Source organism: Tsukamurella tyrosinosolvens, assembly GCF_900104775.1.
Classification (GTDB): Bacteria; Actinomycetota; Actinomycetes; order Mycobacteriales; family Mycobacteriaceae; genus Tsukamurella; species Tsukamurella tyrosinosolvens.
Map to the genome: position 1 here is coordinate 2931023 of NZ_FNSA01000003.1, position 18808 is coordinate 2949830.

Here is an 18808-nt window from a genome sequence, read left to right on the forward strand (position 1 = left end):
GTCAGAAGGGTGGCGGGTCGTCGAACGACGGTGCCGGGCTCGACGGTCGGGGCTCGCCGATGGCGGCGGCGAGGTGCTCCTCGATCGTGCTGATGGGAGTGTTCGCGCGGGCGAGCTCCGCCTCCATCGCGGCGACGTTGCGCTGTCGCAGGCGCTCGCGGCGCGCGTGTTCGCGCTGGAGGCGCGTGCGACCTCCCGGCAGTGGGGCCTGCGTGCGGCGGTTCGATTCTTCGGCGCTATCGGGCAGGGTCCAGCGCACGCGCTTCAGGTCGGGGAACAGTGCAAGGACTGTGCCACTCGGATCGACGATGTAGCGACGCCCGTACGGCGAGGTCCACAGGATCCGGCCGTCGGGCAGGCGCGCGTCGATCCAACCACCCGCGGACTTGAGCTGATGATGCGCCACGCACAGCGGCTGCAGCTGATCCGCCGAGGTAGCGCCACCCAGCTCCGGGTCGCGGTGGTCGTACTCGCGCCGATGGTCGACCTGCGCCCGCGTCGCGGGACGGGTGCAGTAGGGAAACACGCACCGCGGGAACACCAGCCGCAGGTACCGCCGCAGATCCGCCGACGGCCGATACCCGTGGCTCCCCCGCGCCGACACCACTGCACCGGAACCACCCGCATCGCGAGCGTCGACCTCGACGCCCACACCGATGTCCGGCGGCGCACCCTGTGAATCGGGGGCGTCATCGGGATCGTCATCGCGGCGCGGAGGGGGTGGTGACCCGTCCGGCGGCGGGCAGTCGGGCGGCAGATCGTCGGGCGGACATCCACCGAACCAGCCCCCGTCCCCCTCGCCCGGACCCGCATGACCTTCGAGCCGAACGACGACGTCCGCCCAGACGGCCGCGAAGTCCACTGTCCCGCGCGGGCCGTCGAATCCCGATGCGGGAACAGAGGTCCGCTCGCGCTCCATCGGTCCTGGTGGCAACTGTTCTGCGATCGCCGATTCACCGACCCGCTGGCCGAAGGGGCGAATCCTCGCGTCCTCGCGAGCAGCGAGCTCGCGCGCGTGGTCGCCGGTGATCGGACCGTGGCCGACCAGATACCCGAAGCCACCTCGCGCATCGCGTTCGACAGCGCCCGCGGGCACCGCTTCCGACTCAGTTGCAGTGTCGACATCAGGACCGGGCTCGGAAACAGGTCCGGAAGTCGGATCGTGCTCCGCCTCGGCACCAGTGACGAGCGCCGATCTCCTTTCGGAATCGCCTTCTGGCGCAGCCAGGTCGCGCTCGTTGATGACGACGTTGATCATCGTCACGAACCGGGTGATCACGCCGTCCGCGTCCGGTTCGCCGTGGAACCGCGCTTCGCGGTAGCGGCAGTCGGGCGTCTCGCATTGGCAGCCGAGGGTGCTGTATCCCCGGGTGAGCTGCACCCAGCCGTCGGCGCGGCGCTGCGCCGGCGTCCGTGGATCGGCGTCGCACACGGTGCCCGCGATGTGGTCGACCCGCGCCTCCACCTCGCGCACATCCTCTGCCGGCATGAGGGCGAACACCGCGGCCATGCCGTCCTGCTCGGGACGGAAGCTCACCCTCCGGTCCTCGATCGCCGCGCGGCGCCGCCGTTCGGCCGCCTCCGCATCGATCTGATCGACGATCAGGTCGGCAGCCTCCCGCAACGCGGGGAGTGAGAGTACTTCGTAGTCCATCGTCAGACGGTCGGCGAGAAGTTCGTCGAACCGGCGCACCTGCTCCCCGTCGAGCGCCCGGGACCGATGCAGCGCCGCCTCCCCCGCCTTGGGCGAGATCACGTTCTCCCCGATCAACGCGAACACCTTGGGCAACCGCTCCACGAGGCCGATCGCCGTCTCGATCGCGATCCGGGCGGCCGTCGACCCCAGCCGCAGCAGCGTCGAGACCTGCGCCTCCAACGCCACACCTGCCGCGGTGAGGCTCCGTCGGGCCTCCAGCGCCTCCGCGAAGTCGCCCGGCCTCGCCAGGTACTCCGCCTCGTCGTCGGCGTACATCACCCGATGCAGGGCGTACACGGCCGTCATCGTCCGGCAGTACGCGAGGCTCTCGCACCGACGTTGTTCGAACAACATCTCCGCGACCGCACGCTCCTGACCAACCGCACCGACGAGCCCTGAGGGAATCAATATCCCAGGTAAGTCCCTCAATCCGGCCGGCATTGTCATTCTTCGATTCTACGCCCGTTCGAACGCTCACGCCATACTTGTTCGAGCCTTACTCGAACGGATGTCCGGTCGGCAGTACCGCCGCTCAAGCTCGCCGCGCGCGCCGCCCCGGTGCCCGCCGCGGGCGGGCACCAAGCCGCACAGAGGTCTCCGAGCACGCCGGCACGCGAGCACGGTTTCGCCACATATGGGCCCCGTCGTCTGGAATCGGAGCGATCGAGACCTCGGCGGCACCCCCGATCTCGGATACGGTGAACGAGGAACACAGCCGCGGCTGTCGCGGTGAAGCAGAGGCGACGGCGGTCAGCGGACGAGTCCACCGGAAGGTTGCATCATGGCGCTTCTCGACAAGATCAAGGAACTGCTCGGCAAGAACCCCGACCAGGTCAACAAGGTGATCGACAAGGCGGGCACCGCGGCGAAGGGCAAGTTCGCCGGACACGAGGACAAGATCGACCAGGCCGTGAACAAGGTCAAGGACGTGACCGGCGGCGCCGGCACCACCCCACCGGCCGGCGGCCCCACCCCGCCCGCCGGCGGCGCAACCCCGCCCGCCGGTGGTGACTCCGCCCCCGGCACCCCGCCCCAGGGCTGACGCGGACCACCGCGACACCACCACCGACACGTGCCCACCTCGTGATCGAGGTGGGCACGTCCGTCTTCGACGACGGCGCCCGATCGTGATGCCGGATCCACCGTAGGGTGTTCGACATGTCCGCCACCGACGCGCCCGACCGCCGGCTGACCGCGTGGGCCGACGCCGCGATCGAGAAGCTGCGCAGCGAGTCCGGGAGCGCCCTCCTGCTGGTCGCGATCTCGCTGATCGCGCTCCTCTGGGCGAATTCGCCGTTCTCCGACGCCTACTTCCACCTGTGGGAGACGCCGATCAGCGTCGACATCGGCGACCTGCGGTTCGACATGAGCCTGCACCACTGGATCAACGACGGCCTGATGGTGATCTTCTTCTTCCTCATCGGGTTGGAGGTGCGGCAGGAGTTCGCGGTCGGGTCGCTGCGCGACCGCAGCAAGGCGATGGTGCCGCTCATCGCGGGCCTGGCCGGGGTGGTGCTGCCCGCGCTGATCTACCTGGCCGTCGCGGGCCGCGAAGCTCCCAGCGGGTGGGGCATCGTCGTGGGCACCGACACGGCATTCCTGCTCGGCATGCTCGCGATCCTGGGTCCGCGGATGTCGAACCAGCTCCGGGTGTTCCTGTTGACCCTCACGGTGGTCGACGACTTCCTCGCCGTCGCGATCATCGGCACCGTCTACACCGAGGACCTCGACTACGGCGCGCTGGCGATCGCTCTCCTCGGCCTGGTCATGCTGTGGCTGCTCGGACGGAGCGGGCAGTGGCGCAGCGGCCCGTACATCGTGCTGATCGTGGTCATCTGGGGCGCGACGATCACGTCGGGCGTGCACCCGTCGCTCGCCGGTATGGCCGCCGGCCTGCTGATTCCGTCGGCCGACCCGGACCGCGCGAACGTTGTGGAGGCCAAGCACCTGTTCCGCGATTACTGGCAGGCTCCCGCCGCGGGCGCGGCCCGGATCGTGACCAGCGGCGTGCGGCGGTCGATCTCGGTGAACGAGCGTATGCACGAGTCGCTGCGCGGCATGGTCTCGCTCGTGGTCGTGCCGATCTTCGCGCTCGCCAACGCCGGTATCGACCTGCGCGGTGACGGTCTCACTGATGCCCTGACCTCCCCGATCACCTGGGGCGTGGTCGCCGGCCTCGTGCTCGGGAAGTTCCTCGGCATCACGGCGGGCACCTGGCTCTCCGTGCGGCTCGGGCTCGGAAGACTGCCCGACGGGGTCGGACGCGGTAGCGTGCTCGGCGGTGCCGCCCTCTCCGGCATCGGTTTCACGATGGCGCTGCTCATCATCTCGCTGGCCCTCGACGACGAGCGGCAGGCGAAGGCCGCCACCGTCGGCGTGCTCATCGCGATGGTGCTCTCGCTCCTGCTGGGTTGGCTGGTGTTCCGGTTCGCGCGGGTCCGAATGGGCGAGACCAGCGCCGACCTGCCGATGACCCTGACGCCGGCCGTGCACGGCGGCGACCACGCGATCGGGGAACCGGACGCCCCCTACACCGTGGTCGAGTACCTCGACTTCGAGTGCCCGTTCTGCGCCCGCGCCACCGGTATGGGCCGGGACCTGCAGGAGCATTTCGGCGACGACATCCGCTACGTGGTGCGCCACCTGCCCCTCGAGGACGTGCATCCGCACGCGTTCCGCGCGGCGATCGCGGCCGAGGCGGCCGCTCAGCAGGGCGCTTTCTGGCACATGCACGACATGCTGTTCACGCACCAGGACCACCAGGAACCCGAGGACCTCCGACGGTACGCCGAGGAGATCGGCCTGGACCTGGCCCGGTACGACGCCGCCGTCGCCGACCCCGAACTCGCCGAGCTGATCCGGCGCCACGAGCGCAGCGCGCACGACAGCGGCGCCCGCGGCACTCCGACGTTCTTCCTCAACGGGATCCGGCACCGCGGCCCGCACGACGCCCGCACCCTGATCGCGGCCCTCGAATCGACGGAGCTGGCCTCCGCGTCCCGGCGGCGGTCCTGACCGCCGCCGGTCCGGATCGGCGAGCGCGGCGCGCCCGGCCGACCCCTACTCCGCGAAGGCCTCGATCGGCGGGCAGGAGCAGACCAGGTTGCGGTCGCCGTAGACGCCGTCGATGCGCCGGACGGACGGCCACACCTTCGGCCGAGCGCCGCCCGACGGCAGGCCCTGCGGGTACACCGCGACCTCGCGCGAGTACGGGTGATCCCACTCGGTGACCAGGCACTCCGCGGTGTGCGGGGCGCCACGCAGCGGGTTGTCCTCCACCGGCCACTCCCCCGACGCCACGCGGGCGATCTCCGCGCGGATGGCGATCATGGCGTCGCAGAACTCGTCGATCTCGCTGAGCGATTCGCTCTCCGTCGGCTCCACCATGAGCGTGCCCGCGACGGGGAAGCTCATCGTGGGCGCGTGGAAACCGTAGTCCGCCAGGCGCTTCGCGACGTCGTCGATGGAGACGCCGGTCTCCTTCGAGATGCCGCGCACGTCGAGGATGCACTCGTGCGCCACGCGGCCGTTCTCGCCCGTGTAGAGCACCGGGAAGGAGTCGTTCAGGCGCGCCGCGATGTAGTTCGCGGAGGCGATCGCGGTCAGCGTCGCGGTGCGCAGCCCCGAGGCGCCCATCATGCGGATGTACGCCCAGGTGATCGGGAGGATCGAGGCGCTGCCGAAGGGCGCCGCCGAGATCGTCGGGCCCGTGCCCAGCGAGGGCTCGAGCGGGTGCCCGGGCAGGAACGGCGCGAGGTGACTGCGGACGCCGATCGGGCCCACACCGGGGCCGCCGCCACCGTGCGGGATGCAGAAGGTCTTGTGCAGGTTCAGGTGCGAGACGTCGCCGCCGAACTTGCCGGGCCGGGCCAGCCCGACCAGGGCGTTCATGTTGGCACCGTCGACGTAGACCTGACCGCCGGCCTCGTGGACCGCGCCGCAGATCTCGCGCACCTCGTGCTCGTACACGCCGTGCGTGGACGGGTAGGTGATCATGATCGCCGCCAGCTCGTCGGCGTGCTTGGCGATCTTCTCCTTGAGGTCCGCCGTGTCCACGTCGCCGGACTCGCGCGATGCCACCACGACGACCCGCAGGCCCGCCATCACGGCCGACGCCGCATTCGTGCCGTGCGCCGACGAGGGGATCAGGCAGACGGTGCGGTGCGCGTCGCCGCGCGAAAGGTGGTAGTTGCGGATCGCGAGCAGGCCCGCGTACTCGCCCTGCGAGCCCGCGTTCGGCTGCAGCGAGACGTTGTCGTAGCCCGTGATCGCGACCAGCCACTCCTCCAGCTGGGTGATCAGCGCGCGAATCCCCTCGCTGTCCGCGGCGGGCGCGAACGGATGCAGCCGCGAGAACTCCGGCCAGGTGATGGACTCCATCTCGGCGGTCGCGTTGAGCTTCATGGTGCACGAGCCCAGCGGGATCATCGAGCGGTCCAGCGCGATGTCCTTGTCGGAGAGCTTGCGCAGGTAGCGCAGCATCGCCGTCTCGGTGCGGTAGGCGTGGAACGCCGGGTGCGTCAAGAACTCGGACGTGCGGTTCTCGATGTCCGACGGTGCCGCGTCGGTCCCGCTCGCCACCGACGCGCCGAACGCCTGCACGACCGCGGCGACGTCGGCCTCGGTGCTCGTCTCGTCGAACGCGACGGAGACGTGGTCGTCGTCGACGCGCCACAGGTTGTAGCCCGCGGCCTTGGCCGCGGCGAGGACGTCGTCGGCGCGGCCGGGCACGTTGACGAGCACGGTGTCGAAGAAGCGATCGTGCACCACGGCCGAGCCCAACGCGGCGGCGAACGCCGAAGCGCGGGTGTGCACCCGGCGGGCGATGGCGGTGAGCCCGTCCGGGCCGTGGTAGCTCGCGTACATGGCGGCGAGGACGGCCAGGAGCACCTGCGCGGTGCAGATGTTCGACGTCGCCTTCTCGCGGCGGATGTGCTGCTCGCGGGTCTGCAGGGCCAGGCGGTAGGCGAGGTTGCCGTCGGCGTCGACGGAGACGCCGACGAGGCGGCCGGGGATCTGGCGGGCGTGCTTGCTGTGCACCGCGAGGTAGCCCGCGTGCGGACCGCCGAAGCCGAGGGGCACGCCGAAGCGCTGCGTCGTGCCGAAGCAGGCGTCCGCGCCCTGCTCGCCGGGGGGCGTCAGGAGCGTCATGGCCAGGAGGTCGGCGCCGACGGCGACGAGCGCGCCGCGCTCGTGGGCACCGTCGATGACGGCCTGCACGTCGGCGATCCGGCCCGACGCGCCGGGCGTCTGCAGGATGACGCCGAAGAACTCGCCCTCGGGGAGCCCGGCGGTGACGTCGTGGACCAGCACCTCGATGCCCAGCGGCTCGGCGCGGGTCTCGATGACGGCGAGGGTCTGCGGGAAGACGTCGCGGTCGACGACCAGGCGCGGGCTCTTGGACTTGCCGGCGCGGCGCAGCAGGGTCATGGCCTCGGCGGCGGCGGTCGCCTCGTCGAGCATCGAGCTGTTGGCGATCTCCATGCCGGTGAGGTCGGAGACCATGGTCTGGAAGTTGAGGAGGGCCTCGAGGCGGCCCTGGCTGATCTCGGGCTGGTACGGCGTGTAGGCGGTGTACCAGGCCGGGTTCTCGATGATGTTGCGCAGCAGCACCGGCGGGGTCAGCGTGTCGTAGTACCCGAGCCCGATCATGGTGCGGTCGACGGTGTTGCGGTCCGCGAGGGCACGCAGCTCGGCGAGGGCCTCGTGCTCGTCGATCGGCGCGGGCAGCGCGCCGAGGCCGTTGTCGGCCTCCGGATCGAGGATGGCCGAGGGCACGGCGGCGCGGGCCAGGTCGTCGAGGCTGTCGACGCCGATGACGCGCAGGATCTGCTCGAGTTCGCCCGCGTCGGGGCCGATGTGGCGCGCGGGGAAGTTGCTCGCGGGAGTGGTGTCGGACACTGGGGACCTCCGGGCCGGGTGCCCTCTCCCTCAGTCGCCGGCGGCTCCAGAGGCGCCCAACCCACGTGGTCCTGGTGCCTGAGAGATTGACGGAGAGGTGTTGCTCCTTCGGCGCCCCGGGGTCCCGTGCTCGACGGTGCCCGCTGGGCTCTCCCACGCGGTGTTGCGACGCACGAAGATTCTAACGCATTTCAACAGGACGCCCGTACGGTGAGGTCAGGCGGGGAGACGAGCCTCCACGACCTCGACGGCGCGCGCGAGTCCGCCCAGTTCGGCGAGTTCCGCGGCCAGATCCTCTGCGCGGCCCGTGAGCGCCAGCGCCGCGTCGCATGCTGCGCCCAGCGTCGTCGCGGACAGCTCCTCGGGGATGGGCACGGCGATGCCGGCCGCCGCGAGCATCGTCGCGTTCTCGAACTGGTCGGCGGCCTGCGGCGCGGTCACGACGGGCGTCCCGGTCAGCATCGCCTCGCTCGCCCCGCCCATCCCCGCGTGCGTGAGGAAGACGTCGGTCTCCTGCAGCACCGCGACCTGGTCGATCCACGGGTGCACCTCGACGTTCGGCGGCACCGAACCGTCGGAGGCGGTCACCGTCGACGGCTCCGTCCGGCCCCCGACCTGCAGGATCACGCGCCAGTCGGGCCGCTGCGCGGCGAGGTCGCAGGCGGCGCGGTAGGTCGCGGGCTGGTCGGTGAAGGCCGAGCCGAAGGAGACCAGCAGCGTCGTCCTGCGGTCCCGGTCGCCCGACGGTGCCTCGGGGATGCTCCGGGCCGGACCGGTGAAGGTGTACACGGAGCGGTCCACGCGGTCGGCGTTCGGCTGCATCGACGGGGCGATCAGGACGAGCGAGCGCTCCGGGCCACCGAGGAAGCGCAGCGAGTCCTCGTGGATGCCGTGCCGCGCGAGGAGCGCGTCCTGCCGGGCGAGCATGGCGACGCCACGGGGGTCGGTGCGGAGCATCGCGTGGAAGTCGGCCATGTCCTCGTCGTAGCCCTCCCAGGCGACGTAGGTCGGCGAGACCTGCAGCGTCGGCACGCCCCACGTCCGGGCCAGCACGACGCTCATGGCACCGGCGATGTCGTAGAGGATCAGGTCGGGGCGGTCGTCCTCGTAGAGCCGGAACCACCGGGGCAGCTGGTTCTCGTACTCGTCCGCGAACAGGGAGAGCTGGTCGATGACGTCGCCGCCGTAGGCCTCGGCGTCGTCGGTCCCGGCGGCCGCGCCGATCTTCGGGAGCACGGAGTCGTAGGCGCGGAACTCGGCGCCGGTGGGCTCGATCGTCGCGCGCATGGACGGATCGTTGGCGTAGGTGACGCGGTGGCCGCGGCGGACGAGCTCCGCGATCAGGTCCAGCGACGGGAGCACGTGGCCCGGGGCGGGGATGGAGAACATCGCGATGTGGGCCATGCCGCCCACGCTAGGCCCCGGGACGCGGCCGGGGCGAACGGATTTCTCGAGGACGACTACCCCGTGGCGCGGGCGCGGTTGCGGCGCCGCGAGGCCAGCTCGTCCTCGGGAGCGGACTCGGCGGCCACGCCGTCGGCGCGCTCGCCCGGGAAGTCGGCGATGGTGCCGGTCAGCTCGCGCATCGCGCCGGAGACGGCGATGCCGAAGACGCCCTGACCGTGCTGCAGGAGGTCGACGACCTCCTCGGCGCTGGTGCACTCGTAGACGGTGGTGCCGTCGGAGAAGAGGGTGATCCGGGCCAGGTCCTCGACGCCGCGCTGGCGGAGGTGGTCGACGGCGACGCGGATGTTCTGCAGCGAGATGCCCGTGTCGAGCAGGCGCTTGACGATCTTGAGGACGAGCACGTCCTTGAAGGAGTACAGACGCTGGGTGCCGGAGCCGCCCGCGCTCCGGATGGAGGGCACGACGAGCGAGGTGCGGGCCCAGTAGTCGAGCTGCCGGTAGGTGATGCCGGCGATCTGGCAGGCGCTGGGGCCGCGGTAGCCGAGCAGCTCGTCCGGGATGGTGTCGTTCGGGAACAGGCCCGGAGCGATGTCGTCGAGCGAGCCCTGGGTGCCCACGGCGGAATCCGCCTGCGGCGCGTTCTGCCCGGTGCCGTCCTGATCGGTCACTGCCGTCTCCCTCATGAGGTCCGTGCGCACTATCAGAGTACGCCTGCCGCGTGCAGGCCGTCGGTGTAATTCCCTCGGTGCCATTTCGCGGTGTTCGGCGTGAACGCTAGGGCGCGGAGAGCGCCGAATCAACGCGACACACCGACACCCTCAAGTTGAAGTTGAGGTCGAGATCGAATCGTGACCTCTCCGCGGTGCCGGATCCGCGCCGGATCACCGCCGAGTCACCGTCGGATTCAGGAGTCGCCGGGCGCCTTGAAATCGTCGGCCGAGATGGAATCGAGGAACTCCTTGAACGCCTCGACCTCCTCGTCGGCGGGCGGCTCCTCAGCGGATTCGCTTGCCTCCGTGTCGATCTCCTCGTCCGGGAGCAGGAGGCCCGCCTCGGCGAGCACCTCCTCCTCCGCGAAGATCGGGACCTCGAGCCGCACGGCCATCGCGACGGAGTCCGACGGCCGGGCCGAGACGGTCTGGTCACCGTCGAGCACGAGGTCCGCGAAGAACGTGCCCTCCTGGAGCCCCGTGATCCGCACCTCGGTGACCGAGCGACCCAAGGTCTCGAGCAGGTCGACGATGAGGTCGTGCGTGAGCGGACGGCGCGGCTCGACGCCCTGCAACTTGATCGCGATCGCCGTGGCCTCCCCCTGGCCGATCCAGATGGGCAGGTACCGGGGGCCCGAGACCTCCCGCAGGAGCAGCACGGGATCGTTCTGCGGCGGGTCCATCCGGATGCCCGCGACGGTCATCTCGATCATGGTTCCAGCTTACCGGCGCGGCAGCGGGATCGAGCGCGGACGCCCGGTTGCCAGGGAGCGAAGCGGGCCGGGCCCGGGGACGGCGTCAGCGCACCGCGTCCTTGACCGCGGCCTTGACCAACTGCGTGTGGAAGGTGACCGACAGGGCGGCCAGCTCGCGCACCAGCTCGGCGGCACGTTCCGCGGCCCCCGCGTCCCCGCCGCGGGCGACGGGGTTGGCGATCTGGGCGATGAGGCCGGCCTCGCGGTCGGCGGAGGTCTTGAAGGCGCGCAGGTGCCGCGCCTCCAGGCCGTACTCGGCGAGCGCCTTGGCCGCCTGCACCAGCGCGACAGCGTCCTCGTCGAAGAAGCCCGCCTTGCCGGAGGTGAGCAGCGCCGAGCGCTCCAGCTCCCGCAGGAAGGCCTCGTCCGCCCCGGAACGGGCGAGCAGGTCGGCGCGGCTGATCCGGGTCTGCCGGCGCGCCGAGAAGTCGGTGGCGGGCGCCGTCTTCGACGACACCGCCGCGAGCGCGCGGGGCGCGCGCGGAGCGGGGCCCTCGACGGCCTCGCCCCGGTCGTGCGCGTCCAGCTGCTCCTTGATGATCTTCAGCGGCAGGTAGTAGTCGCGCTGCGCGGTGAGCACGTACTTGAGCCGCTCGCAATCCTTCGGCGAGAACCGCCGGTACCCCGACGGGGACCGGTCCGGCGTGACCAGCCCCTCCGACTCGAGGAATCGGATCTTGGAGATGGTCACGTCCGGGAACTCGTCACGAAGGCGTTCGAGGACGGCCCCGATCGACATCGCGCTCGGGGCCGCCGATTCCTGGCGTGGGGCCGTCACTGGGGTCAGCCGGCCGCCGGGACGAAGAAGACCAGGCGGAACTTGCCGATCTGGACCTCGTCGCCGTGCGCGAGCGGCGACGCGTCGACCGGCTCGCGGTTGACGTACGTACCGTTCAGGCTGCCCACGTCGACGACGGTGAAGCCGCCCTCGACGGAGCGGAACTCCGCGTGGCGACGCGACACGGTCACGTCGTCGAGGAAGATGTCGCTGTCGGGGTGGCGGCCGGCGGAGGTGGTCTCCTGGTCCAGCAGGAAGCGGGAACCCGCGTTCGGGCCGCGCTTCACCACGAGCAGGGCGGCGCCGGCCGGGAGGTTGTCGAGGCCCTGGACGGGCGCATCGTTCTCGGGGCCGCCGGAGGCGTCCATCTCGCGGATGATGTCGGCGCGGAACACCGAAGTGGTCTCAACGGGGGCCGATTCGTTGCCCTTGTCGTTCTCGCTCACATCGCTCCTTCGTCAGTGATTACTGCACAGGTCTGTAGTTCACGACACCTGATGGACGTAGGGTCCACGGTACCGTGCCCGGCGCCTCGGAGGCGGCCGGATTCGTCGGCTCTAAAGCCGTTCTAAGGAAAGGCGTTCACGCCTCGGCGGTCAGCGCCTTGTACGCGTCGGCGTCGAGCAGCTCGCCCAGGGCGGCCTCGAGGTCCTCGGGCGACGCCGCCTCGATCTCGACGATCCATCCCTCACCGTACGGATCCGAGTTGATCAGATCGGGGCTGGAGTCGAGCTCGCCGTTGATCGCGACGACGGTGCCGGACAGCGGCGCGTAGATGTCGGAGACGCTCTTGGTGGACTCCACCTCGGCGAACGAATCACCGGAGGCGACCTCGGCGTCGTCCTCGGGCAGCTGCACGAAGACCACGTCACCCAGCTGATCCTGGGCGAAATCGGTGATCCCGATCCGCACCACGGTCTCGCTCTTCTTCAGCAGCCACTCGTGATCCGGGGTGTACAGCAGTTCTCCGGGGAAGCTGGCACTCAACGTGATGTCCTTTCGCGAGGGCTGAGCGGGGCCGCGCAGCGGGTTACAACTTAGTGGGCGGCATGATGATTGAGCAACACACCCCCCGGTTACCGCACCCGGGGCAGGTCACGCACCACCAGCACCGTCTGCCACCAGTAGAGCGCCAGGGTCCACCAGTACATGCCCAGGCCCCAGATGAGGAACGCCCAGCCCAGGGGGTGCATGACCGCGCCGAGCGTGTTGTCGAAGGTGCCGGCCAGCAGCATCGGCAGCGCGTACATGAGGGCGAAGGTCGCGGCCTTACCGAGGTACAGCGTCGGCAGCGCGGTGATACCGCGGCTGCGCAGGAAGGGCACGGTCCCCGCGAGCACCACCTCGCGGCCGATGAGGAGCCCGATCACCCACCACGGGAGGATCCCGCGGATGCCGAAGGCGATCGGGACCGCGATCATGTAGAGCCGATCGGCGGCGGGGTCGAGCAGCTCCCCCAGCCGGGTCTGCTGGTCGAGCAGCCGCGCGAGCTTGCCGTCGAGCCAGTCGGTGAACCCCGACACCATGAGCACCACCAGCGCCCAGGCGTCGCTGTGCTCGACCAGCAGGAGCCACAGGAACAGCGGCACGCCGAGCAGGCGCAGCACGCTGAGCGCGTTGGGCACGTTGAGCGGGCTCGGGGGCGCGCCCGGGGTCGACGGTGCCCCGCCGGCCTCGGGTGCGGATCCCCCGGTCTCGTTCACGTCCCGCTCAGATCATCCCGAACATGTTCGCCATGCCCTTCGTGGCGAACGGGTTGTCGTGGACCATGTAGGTCCAGGTGAGCGTGTTGCGGCCGAGGTCGGCACCGTCGAGATCGATCCCGTCCGCGGTGATCTCGGCCTCCCGCAGCGTCTCGCGGGCCCGGCTCACGGCCTCCTCCGGCAGCTTGCGGAACTCCTCGATCACGAGGCGGTGGAACTCATCGAGCGGCGACTGCCGGCCCAGCGCACGCAGGTGGATCGTGGTCTGCACCTCGGAGACGAACGCCAGGTGCTCGGCCCACGCGCGGTCGAGGTGGTACAGGAACGCCTCGCGGGCCGCCTGCTCCAGGACGTCGTCCTCGATGCCCGCCTCGCGCAGCTCCGCGAGCCGCTCGGGCTCCAGCTCCGCGAAGTCCTCCAGCGGTCGCTCGGTGGTCAGCAGGGTGTGCCGCCGCGCCATCACCAGGTCGCGCTGCTGGTTGACCAGCTGGTTGTAGCGCCAGGTGTTGGCGTGGGTCTCGAGCATGCCGCCCTCCGCGACGCGCTGCGCAGAGTCGAGCATGTCGGCCGCCTTGCCGCGCGGGAACTCGCCCGTCTCGGGATCGGCGCCGCCCGGCGGGCGCTTCAGCGGCAGGTGCCGCTCCACGATCGGGTCCTCGACGGACGCGAAGATCACCGACGTGCCCGGGTCGCCCTGGCGGCCGGCGCGGCCGCGCAGCTGCTGGTCGAGGCGCTCGGTGTCGTGCAGGCCGGTGCCCACGACGGCGAGGCCGCCGAGCTCGGCCACCTCGTCGTGCTCGGGGCTCTCGTCGCCGGCGTCGTGGCCGCCGAGCTTGATGTCGGTGCCGCGGCCCGCCATCTGGGTGGAGACGGTGACCGCGCCCTTGGTGCCGGCATCGGCGATGATCCGGGCCTCGTCGGCGTCGTTCTTGGCGTTGAGGACCGTCGCGATCACGCCCGAGATCTTGAGCATGTGCGCGAGCTCCTCGGACTCCGCCACGTCGTGGGTGCCGATCAGCACCGGCTGGCCGGTCTCGTGCACCTCGCGCACGTAGTCGACGATCCCCGCGACCTTGTTGCCCTTGTTGTCGTAGACGCGCATGGGCTGGTCGACGCGGATGTTCGGCGTGTTCGGCGGGATCTGCGAGACGCCCAGGTCGTAGAACTGGCGCAGCTGTTCGCCGGCCGCGATCGCGGTGCCGGTCATGCCGCACACCAGCGCGTAGCGCTGGAGCAGGGCCTGCACCGTGATGGTGTCGATGACCTCACCCGAGTCGGTCTGCGAGAGCCCCTCCTTGGCCTCGACGGCCGCCTGCAGGCCGTCCGGCCAGCGCTGCAGCTCGGCGACGCGCCCACGGGAGGAGTTGATGAGCTTCACCTGGCCGTCGCGCACGATGTAGTGCACGTCGCGCTCGACCAGGGCGTAGGCGTGCAGCGCGATGTTGACCTGCGGCAGCGTCGAAGCGACGTGCGCGTCGGAGTACAGGTCGATGCCGCCGAGCTCCTCCTCGACCAGCTTCGCGCCGTCGTCGGTGAGGAAGGCGGACTTGCCGTCCGCGTCGATCTCGTAGTGCTTGCCCTCGCGCAGCCGGGCAACGACCTCCATGATCGCGGCCTGCGGCACGTCGCCCTTCACGGAACCCGCGAGCACGAGCGGGATCAGCGCCTCGTCGACCAGCACCGAGTCGGCCTCGTCGACGATCGCCACGTCGGGCTTCGGGGACAGCAGGTCCTCGGCGCGGGTGGCGAGCTGGTCGCGCAGCACGTCGAAGCCGATCTCGTTCACCGAGCCGTAGACGACGTCCTTGGCGTACGCCTCGCGCCGCTCCTCGCGGGTGGAGGACTCCGCCACGTAGCCGACGGTGACGTCGAGCAGGTCGAAGAAGGGCTTCATCCACTCGGCGTCGCGCCGCGCGAGGTAGTCGTTCGGCGAGATCACGTGCACGGACCGGCCGGCGAGGGCCATGCCCGCGGCGGCGACGGCCCCGGCGAGGGTCTTGCCCTCGCCGGTGGCCATCTCGACCACGTCGCCCTCGAGCAGCCGGTCGGCGCCCTGCAACTGGACGTCGAACGGGCGCAGGCCCAGGGCGCGGTCGGCACCCTCCCGGGCGATCGCGATGAACTTCGCGCGATCGTCCGACTTGGCGGCGTAGACGTCCAGCGCCAGCGCGGCATCGGGGAACTCGTCGTCGGAGAGCCCCTGCGCCCACTCGTCGAATGCGGCGGACTGCTCGATCTGCGCGACGGACCGGGACTGGTTCCGTGTGCTCTGCGCGCCGAGCACCTTCCACATCTTGTTGCTGAACCTGCCCACCGGACCTCCGCACTACATCACGCACTGTGAATCACTCGACCGCTTGCGCAGTCGAGACTACCGGTGCGTCAGAGTGCCGCGAAGTACGCCGTGGAGAAGCCGACCGAGCCGAGCGCGATGCGGTACATGTCGCGGTTGACGTTCTCGATCGTGTCGCGCGGGCTGTGGTAGTTCGGGTCGAAGATGTCGCCGACGGTGCCGCCCCACTGGCGCTGCTGCTCCTCGGTCTTCTTGCCGTCGGCGCCCGTGTCCATGCCGCCGGAGGCGATGCCGACCTCCTTGAAGGGGCCGTAGTCCGAGCGGCCGTCGAAGGCGGAGGCCTCGACCGGCACGTTGCGCCACGCGAAGTAGTTCCGGAAGACCTGCTCGATCACGCCGGAACCAGCGGGACCGGCGCCACCGTCGAGCTTGGAGGAGCCGTCGCCGTCGAAGGTGAAGTAGCCGCCGTTGGGCGAGCCGAGCATGTCGAAGTTGAGGTAGCGCTTGATCTTCGCGGCCTGATCCTCGCCCAGCTCCGAGACGTAGTGCTCCGAGCCGACGAGGCCCTCCTCCTCGGCGCCCCACAGCGCGAAGCGGACCTTGTTCTTGACGTCGGCGCCCGCGCCGAGCTTGGCGGCGGTCTCCAGGACCGCGGCGGAGCCGGTGCCGTTGTCGTTGATGCCGGGGCCCTCGGTGACGCCGTCGAGGTGCGCGCCGACCATCTGGACGTTGGCGTCGTCGCCCTTCGTGGTCTCCGCGAGGATGTTCCAGGTCTTGGCCTTCTCCGTCTTCGCGTCGACGGTGAGCGTGAGGTCCTGGCCGTCGGCGATCGGGGCGTCCTGCGCGACGCCCACGACGGCGATGGAGGCACCGTCGTCGAGGCCGAGCGTGCCGCCCTTCCAGTCCCCCGCCTGGTTGTTCGTGATGACGAGTGCCTTCACGCCCTTCGCGGCGGCGGCCTTGTACTTCTCCCCGAAGGTGCATTTGCCGCGCTGCACCACGGCGATGGAGCCCTCGGTGACCTTCTCCAGGTCGGCGGCGGAGCAGCCCTGCGTGCCCGTGACGACGGCCTTGGCGGTGACGGTGCCCTGCGTGGCGCCCGAGAAGGACAGCGCTGCGGCCTTCACCGGCGCGCCGGCAGCCTGCACGTCGACCTTCGACGCGGACCAGACGGCCGTGGAGAACTCCTGGCGCACCGGGTTGTAGCCGGCCTCGCGCAGTACTTTCTCGGCGTACTCGACGCTCTGCTCGTAGCCGGGCGACCCCAGGGCGCGGTTACCGCCGTTGCGGTTCGCGATGTCCTGGAAGGCCTCCAGGTGCTTGACGGCACCGTCGAGGGTGACGGCGTCGGCGAGCGCGCGGGCCTTCTCCGTCGCGCCGGCGTCGTCGGCGGCGCCCGCGGGGGCGGGGCGGTCGACGCTGCTGGGCGCGGCCTTCGAGGACGACCCGGCGGCCGTGCTCGACGACGCCGCATCGTCGCCGGACGAGCCGCAGCCGGCCGCGACGAGGCTCACGGCCGCCAGCACGCTGACGACCCGGACGGTGGTGGACTTCTTTCGCCTGTGCAACATGCTCCCCATTAGATACACAACGGGGGACGATTGCGGGGTGAACGAGCACACTTATTCGGTCGACATCGAATGGTCGTCGCCGGAGGGCACCGCCGACTACCGCTCCTACCCGCGCGAACACCGGCTCAGCTCCGCCGCGGAGGCGTCGATCGACGCCTCGGCCGATCCGCACTTCCGGGGCGACCCCGCGCTGTGGAACCCCGAGCAACTCCTCGTCGCAGCGGCGGCGAACTGCCACATGCTCTCGTACCTGGCGCTGTGCGCGCGGCATGGCGTCGTGGTCGTCGACTACGTGGACGCCGCCGTCGGCACCATGGTCGAGACGCCCGGCGCGGGCGGAAGATTCACCGGGATCGAGCTGCACCCGCGGGTGGTGCTGGCGCCGGGCTCGGACGCCGGGCTCGCCCGGTCGCTGCACCACGAAGCCGGGGAGCAGTGCTACATCGCGGCGTCGCTGAACTGCCCGGTGACGCACGCTCCGGAGATCGTTCCCGGCTAGCGCGCCGGGTCAGGTCGCGTCGAAGTGCTCGAGCAGCAGGGTCGTGATCGCCTCCGGCGCCTGTTCGGGCGCCCAGTGCGAGACGTCCTCGAGCATCTCGAACCGGTAGGGCCCGCTGCAGTGCGCGGCGGTCCCGAGCGCGGCGACGTCGCCGAACGCCGCGTCCTCGGTCGGCCAGACGTACAGGACCGGGGTGTCGACGGTGCCGAGCGCCGCGGGCGGGCGCCCGCTGCGGTACCAGTTCAGGGCCGCCGTCAGGGCGCCCGGCTCCTGCAGGCGCTGGATGTAGTCGTCGGCGGCGTCCCGGGGTACGTCGCGCCCGAAGATCTGCCGCAGCGCGCGGGCGTCGTCGGCGAGCATGGCCCTCTCGGTGGCCGGGGTCGCGCGCCATTCGGTCATGTACCGCGAGCGGTTCGCCTGGTCCTCGTCGGTCTTCAGCGCGACGGCGAGGGCGGCCGGGTGCGGCGTGGAGACGACCGCGAGCGACCGCAGGCGGTCCGGGTGGTCGGTGGCGGTCCACCAGGCGACGGCGCCGCCCCAGTCGTGCCCGACGAGGTCGAACCGCTCCCAGCCGAGGGCGTCGGCGATCGCCACGACGTCGGCCACCAGCTCGGAGATCCCGTACTCGGCGGGACGCTCGGGGCGCACGCCGGGCGAGTAGCCGCGCTGGTCGACGGCGACGGCACGGAATCCCCTCTCCCCCAACGCCGCGACCTGGTATCGCCAGGCGATCGCGGCCTCGGGGAAGCCGTGCAGGAGCAGCACGGGGCGTCCGTCCTCCGGGCCGGCGGCGATCGCGTCGAAGGAGCCCGCGGCGGTGGGGATGCTGAGGTGTTCGGTCACGGATGTCACGGTAGGCCACGTGCCTGTCGGTGGCCCGTGCCAGAGTGGCGCCATGACCGAACTCAGCACGCTCTCCCCCGCCGATCGCCACCGCGCGGCGGCGGCCACCTTCGCCGGCGTCGCCGGTGCCATCACCGATTGGGACGCCCAGACCCCCGTCCCCGAATGGAAGGCCCGCGAGGTGGTCGGCCACCTCGTCGAATGGCTCCCCGGGTTCCTCGCGATGAACGGCGTGGAACTGCCCGGCGCGCCGTCGGACGCGGCGGAGCCGGCAGCGGCTTTCGGCCAGCTCACGGAGGCGGTGCAGGCGCTGCTCGACGCGCCGGACGCCTCGCGCGTGCTCACCACGCAGATGTTCGGGGAGAAGCAGCTCGACGCGCTGGTCGACCAGTTCTACACCGCCGACGTCTTCATGCACTCCTGGGACCTGGGCCGCTCGAACGGCATCACCCCGGACCTCGACCCGGCCTACGCGAAGGCGCTGCACGCCGGCCTCGAGTCGATGGGACCGATGCTGCAGGAGTCGGGCCAGTTCGGCACCCCGATCCCGGTACCGGAGGGGACCGACGAGGTCACCTCCCTGATGGCGTTCATCGGCCGGGATCCGTCGTTCGGCAAGTGACAAGCGGGGGCGCGGAGCTCGGCGCCGCCC

Annotated in this window: 16 protein-coding genes and 1 riboswitch; of the genes, 4 read left to right on the forward strand and 12 right to left on the reverse strand. The window is 70.9% G+C overall.

Annotated features, from left to right (window positions below; all coding sequences use genetic code 11):
* Position 1: 1 nt before the first annotated feature.
* Positions 2-2137, reverse strand: a complete 2136-nt coding sequence (locus tag BLW32_RS16540; protein ID WP_175546299.1) for an HNH endonuclease signature motif containing protein — start codon at positions 2135-2137, stop codon at positions 2-4.
* A gap of 340 nt (positions 2138-2477) precedes the next feature.
* On the opposite strand from BLW32_RS16540, the gene BLW32_RS16545 reads away from it, so the two are divergent.
* The gene (locus BLW32_RS16545; protein WP_068743036.1) at positions 2478-2738 is read left to right on the forward strand and encodes an antitoxin; all 261 of its coding nucleotides are present in this window, start codon (positions 2478-2480) and stop codon (positions 2736-2738) included.
* A gap of 116 nt (positions 2739-2854) precedes the next feature.
* Entirely contained in the window at positions 2855-4711 is a 1857-nt protein-coding gene (nhaA, locus tag BLW32_RS16550) for a Na+/H+ antiporter NhaA (protein WP_082791573.1), read from the forward strand.
* A 45-nt stretch (positions 4712-4756) separates the two neighbouring features.
* Here nhaA and gcvP read toward each other — a convergent pair whose 3' ends face one another.
* From gcvP to BLW32_RS16600, 10 genes are all read right to left on the reverse strand, one after another.
* Entirely contained in the window at positions 4757-7597 is a 2841-nt protein-coding gene (gcvP, locus tag BLW32_RS16555) for an aminomethyl-transferring glycine dehydrogenase (RefSeq protein ID WP_068743037.1), read from the reverse strand.
* 56 nt (positions 7598-7653) lie between these two features.
* A riboswitch (glycine riboswitch) is annotated at positions 7654-7763 on the reverse strand.
* Between the two features lie 50 nt (positions 7764-7813).
* Positions 7814-9001 carry a macrolide family glycosyltransferase gene (locus BLW32_RS16560; protein ID WP_068743065.1) on the reverse strand — a complete coding sequence of 396 codons (1188 nt, stop codon included), beginning with the start codon at positions 8999-9001 and terminating at the stop codon, positions 7814-7816.
* 56 nt (positions 9002-9057) lie between these two features.
* Positions 9058-9672 carry a MerR family transcriptional regulator gene (locus BLW32_RS16565; protein ID WP_068743038.1) on the reverse strand — a complete coding sequence of 205 codons (615 nt, stop codon included), beginning with the start codon at positions 9670-9672 and terminating at the stop codon, positions 9058-9060.
* Positions 9673-9908: 236 nt separating this feature from the next.
* Positions 9909-10427, reverse strand: coding sequence for a bifunctional nuclease family protein (locus BLW32_RS16570; RefSeq protein ID WP_068525800.1), 519 nt, complete (start codon positions 10425-10427; stop codon positions 9909-9911).
* Positions 10428-10512: 85 nt separating this feature from the next.
* A complete protein-coding gene (gene ftsR, locus BLW32_RS16575; protein ID WP_435594789.1) occupies positions 10513-11247 on the reverse strand; it encodes a transcriptional regulator FtsR in 735 nt (244 codons plus the stop codon).
* Positions 11248-11252: 5 nt separating this feature from the next.
* On the reverse strand, positions 11253-11693 hold the full coding sequence (gene odhI, locus BLW32_RS16580; protein ID WP_068525802.1) for an oxoglutarate dehydrogenase inhibitor Odhl: 441 nt from the start codon (positions 11691-11693) through the stop codon (positions 11253-11255).
* Positions 11694-11829: 136 nt separating this feature from the next.
* Positions 11830-12234 (reverse strand): glycine cleavage system protein GcvH, encoded by a 405-nt coding sequence (gene gcvH, locus BLW32_RS16585; protein WP_068525803.1) that lies wholly within the window; start codon positions 12232-12234, stop codon positions 11830-11832.
* Positions 12235-12323: 89 nt separating this feature from the next.
* Entirely contained in the window at positions 12324-12950 is a 627-nt protein-coding gene (locus BLW32_RS16590; protein ID WP_068743039.1) for a CDP-alcohol phosphatidyltransferase family protein, read from the reverse strand.
* A gap of 7 nt (positions 12951-12957) precedes the next feature.
* The gene (secA2, locus tag BLW32_RS16595) at positions 12958-15264 is read right to left on the reverse strand and encodes an accessory Sec system translocase SecA2 (protein ID WP_068525804.1); all 2307 of its coding nucleotides are present in this window, start codon (positions 15262-15264) and stop codon (positions 12958-12960) included.
* 68 nt (positions 15265-15332) lie between these two features.
* Positions 15333-16814 carry a M28 family peptidase gene (locus tag BLW32_RS16600; RefSeq protein ID WP_068743040.1) on the reverse strand — a complete coding sequence of 494 codons (1482 nt, stop codon included), beginning with the start codon at positions 16812-16814 and terminating at the stop codon, positions 15333-15335.
* 37 nt (positions 16815-16851) lie between these two features.
* Between BLW32_RS16600 and BLW32_RS16605 the strand changes: the two genes are divergently transcribed.
* Positions 16852-17313 (forward strand): OsmC family protein, encoded by a 462-nt coding sequence (locus BLW32_RS16605; RefSeq protein WP_197467625.1) that lies wholly within the window; start codon positions 16852-16854, stop codon positions 17311-17313.
* 9 nt (positions 17314-17322) lie between these two features.
* Here the strand turns inward: BLW32_RS16605 and BLW32_RS16610 are convergent, their stop codons facing one another.
* Complete coding sequence (locus BLW32_RS16610) at positions 17323-18156, reverse strand: alpha/beta fold hydrolase (protein ID WP_068743042.1); 834 nt, start codon at positions 18154-18156, stop codon at positions 17323-17325.
* Between the two features lie 52 nt (positions 18157-18208).
* Here BLW32_RS16610 and BLW32_RS16615 point away from each other — a divergent pair, with 52 nt between their 5' ends.
* Complete coding sequence (locus tag BLW32_RS16615) at positions 18209-18778, forward strand: maleylpyruvate isomerase N-terminal domain-containing protein (RefSeq protein WP_068525808.1); 570 nt, start codon at positions 18209-18211, stop codon at positions 18776-18778.
* Positions 18779-18808: the final 30 nt, after the last annotated feature.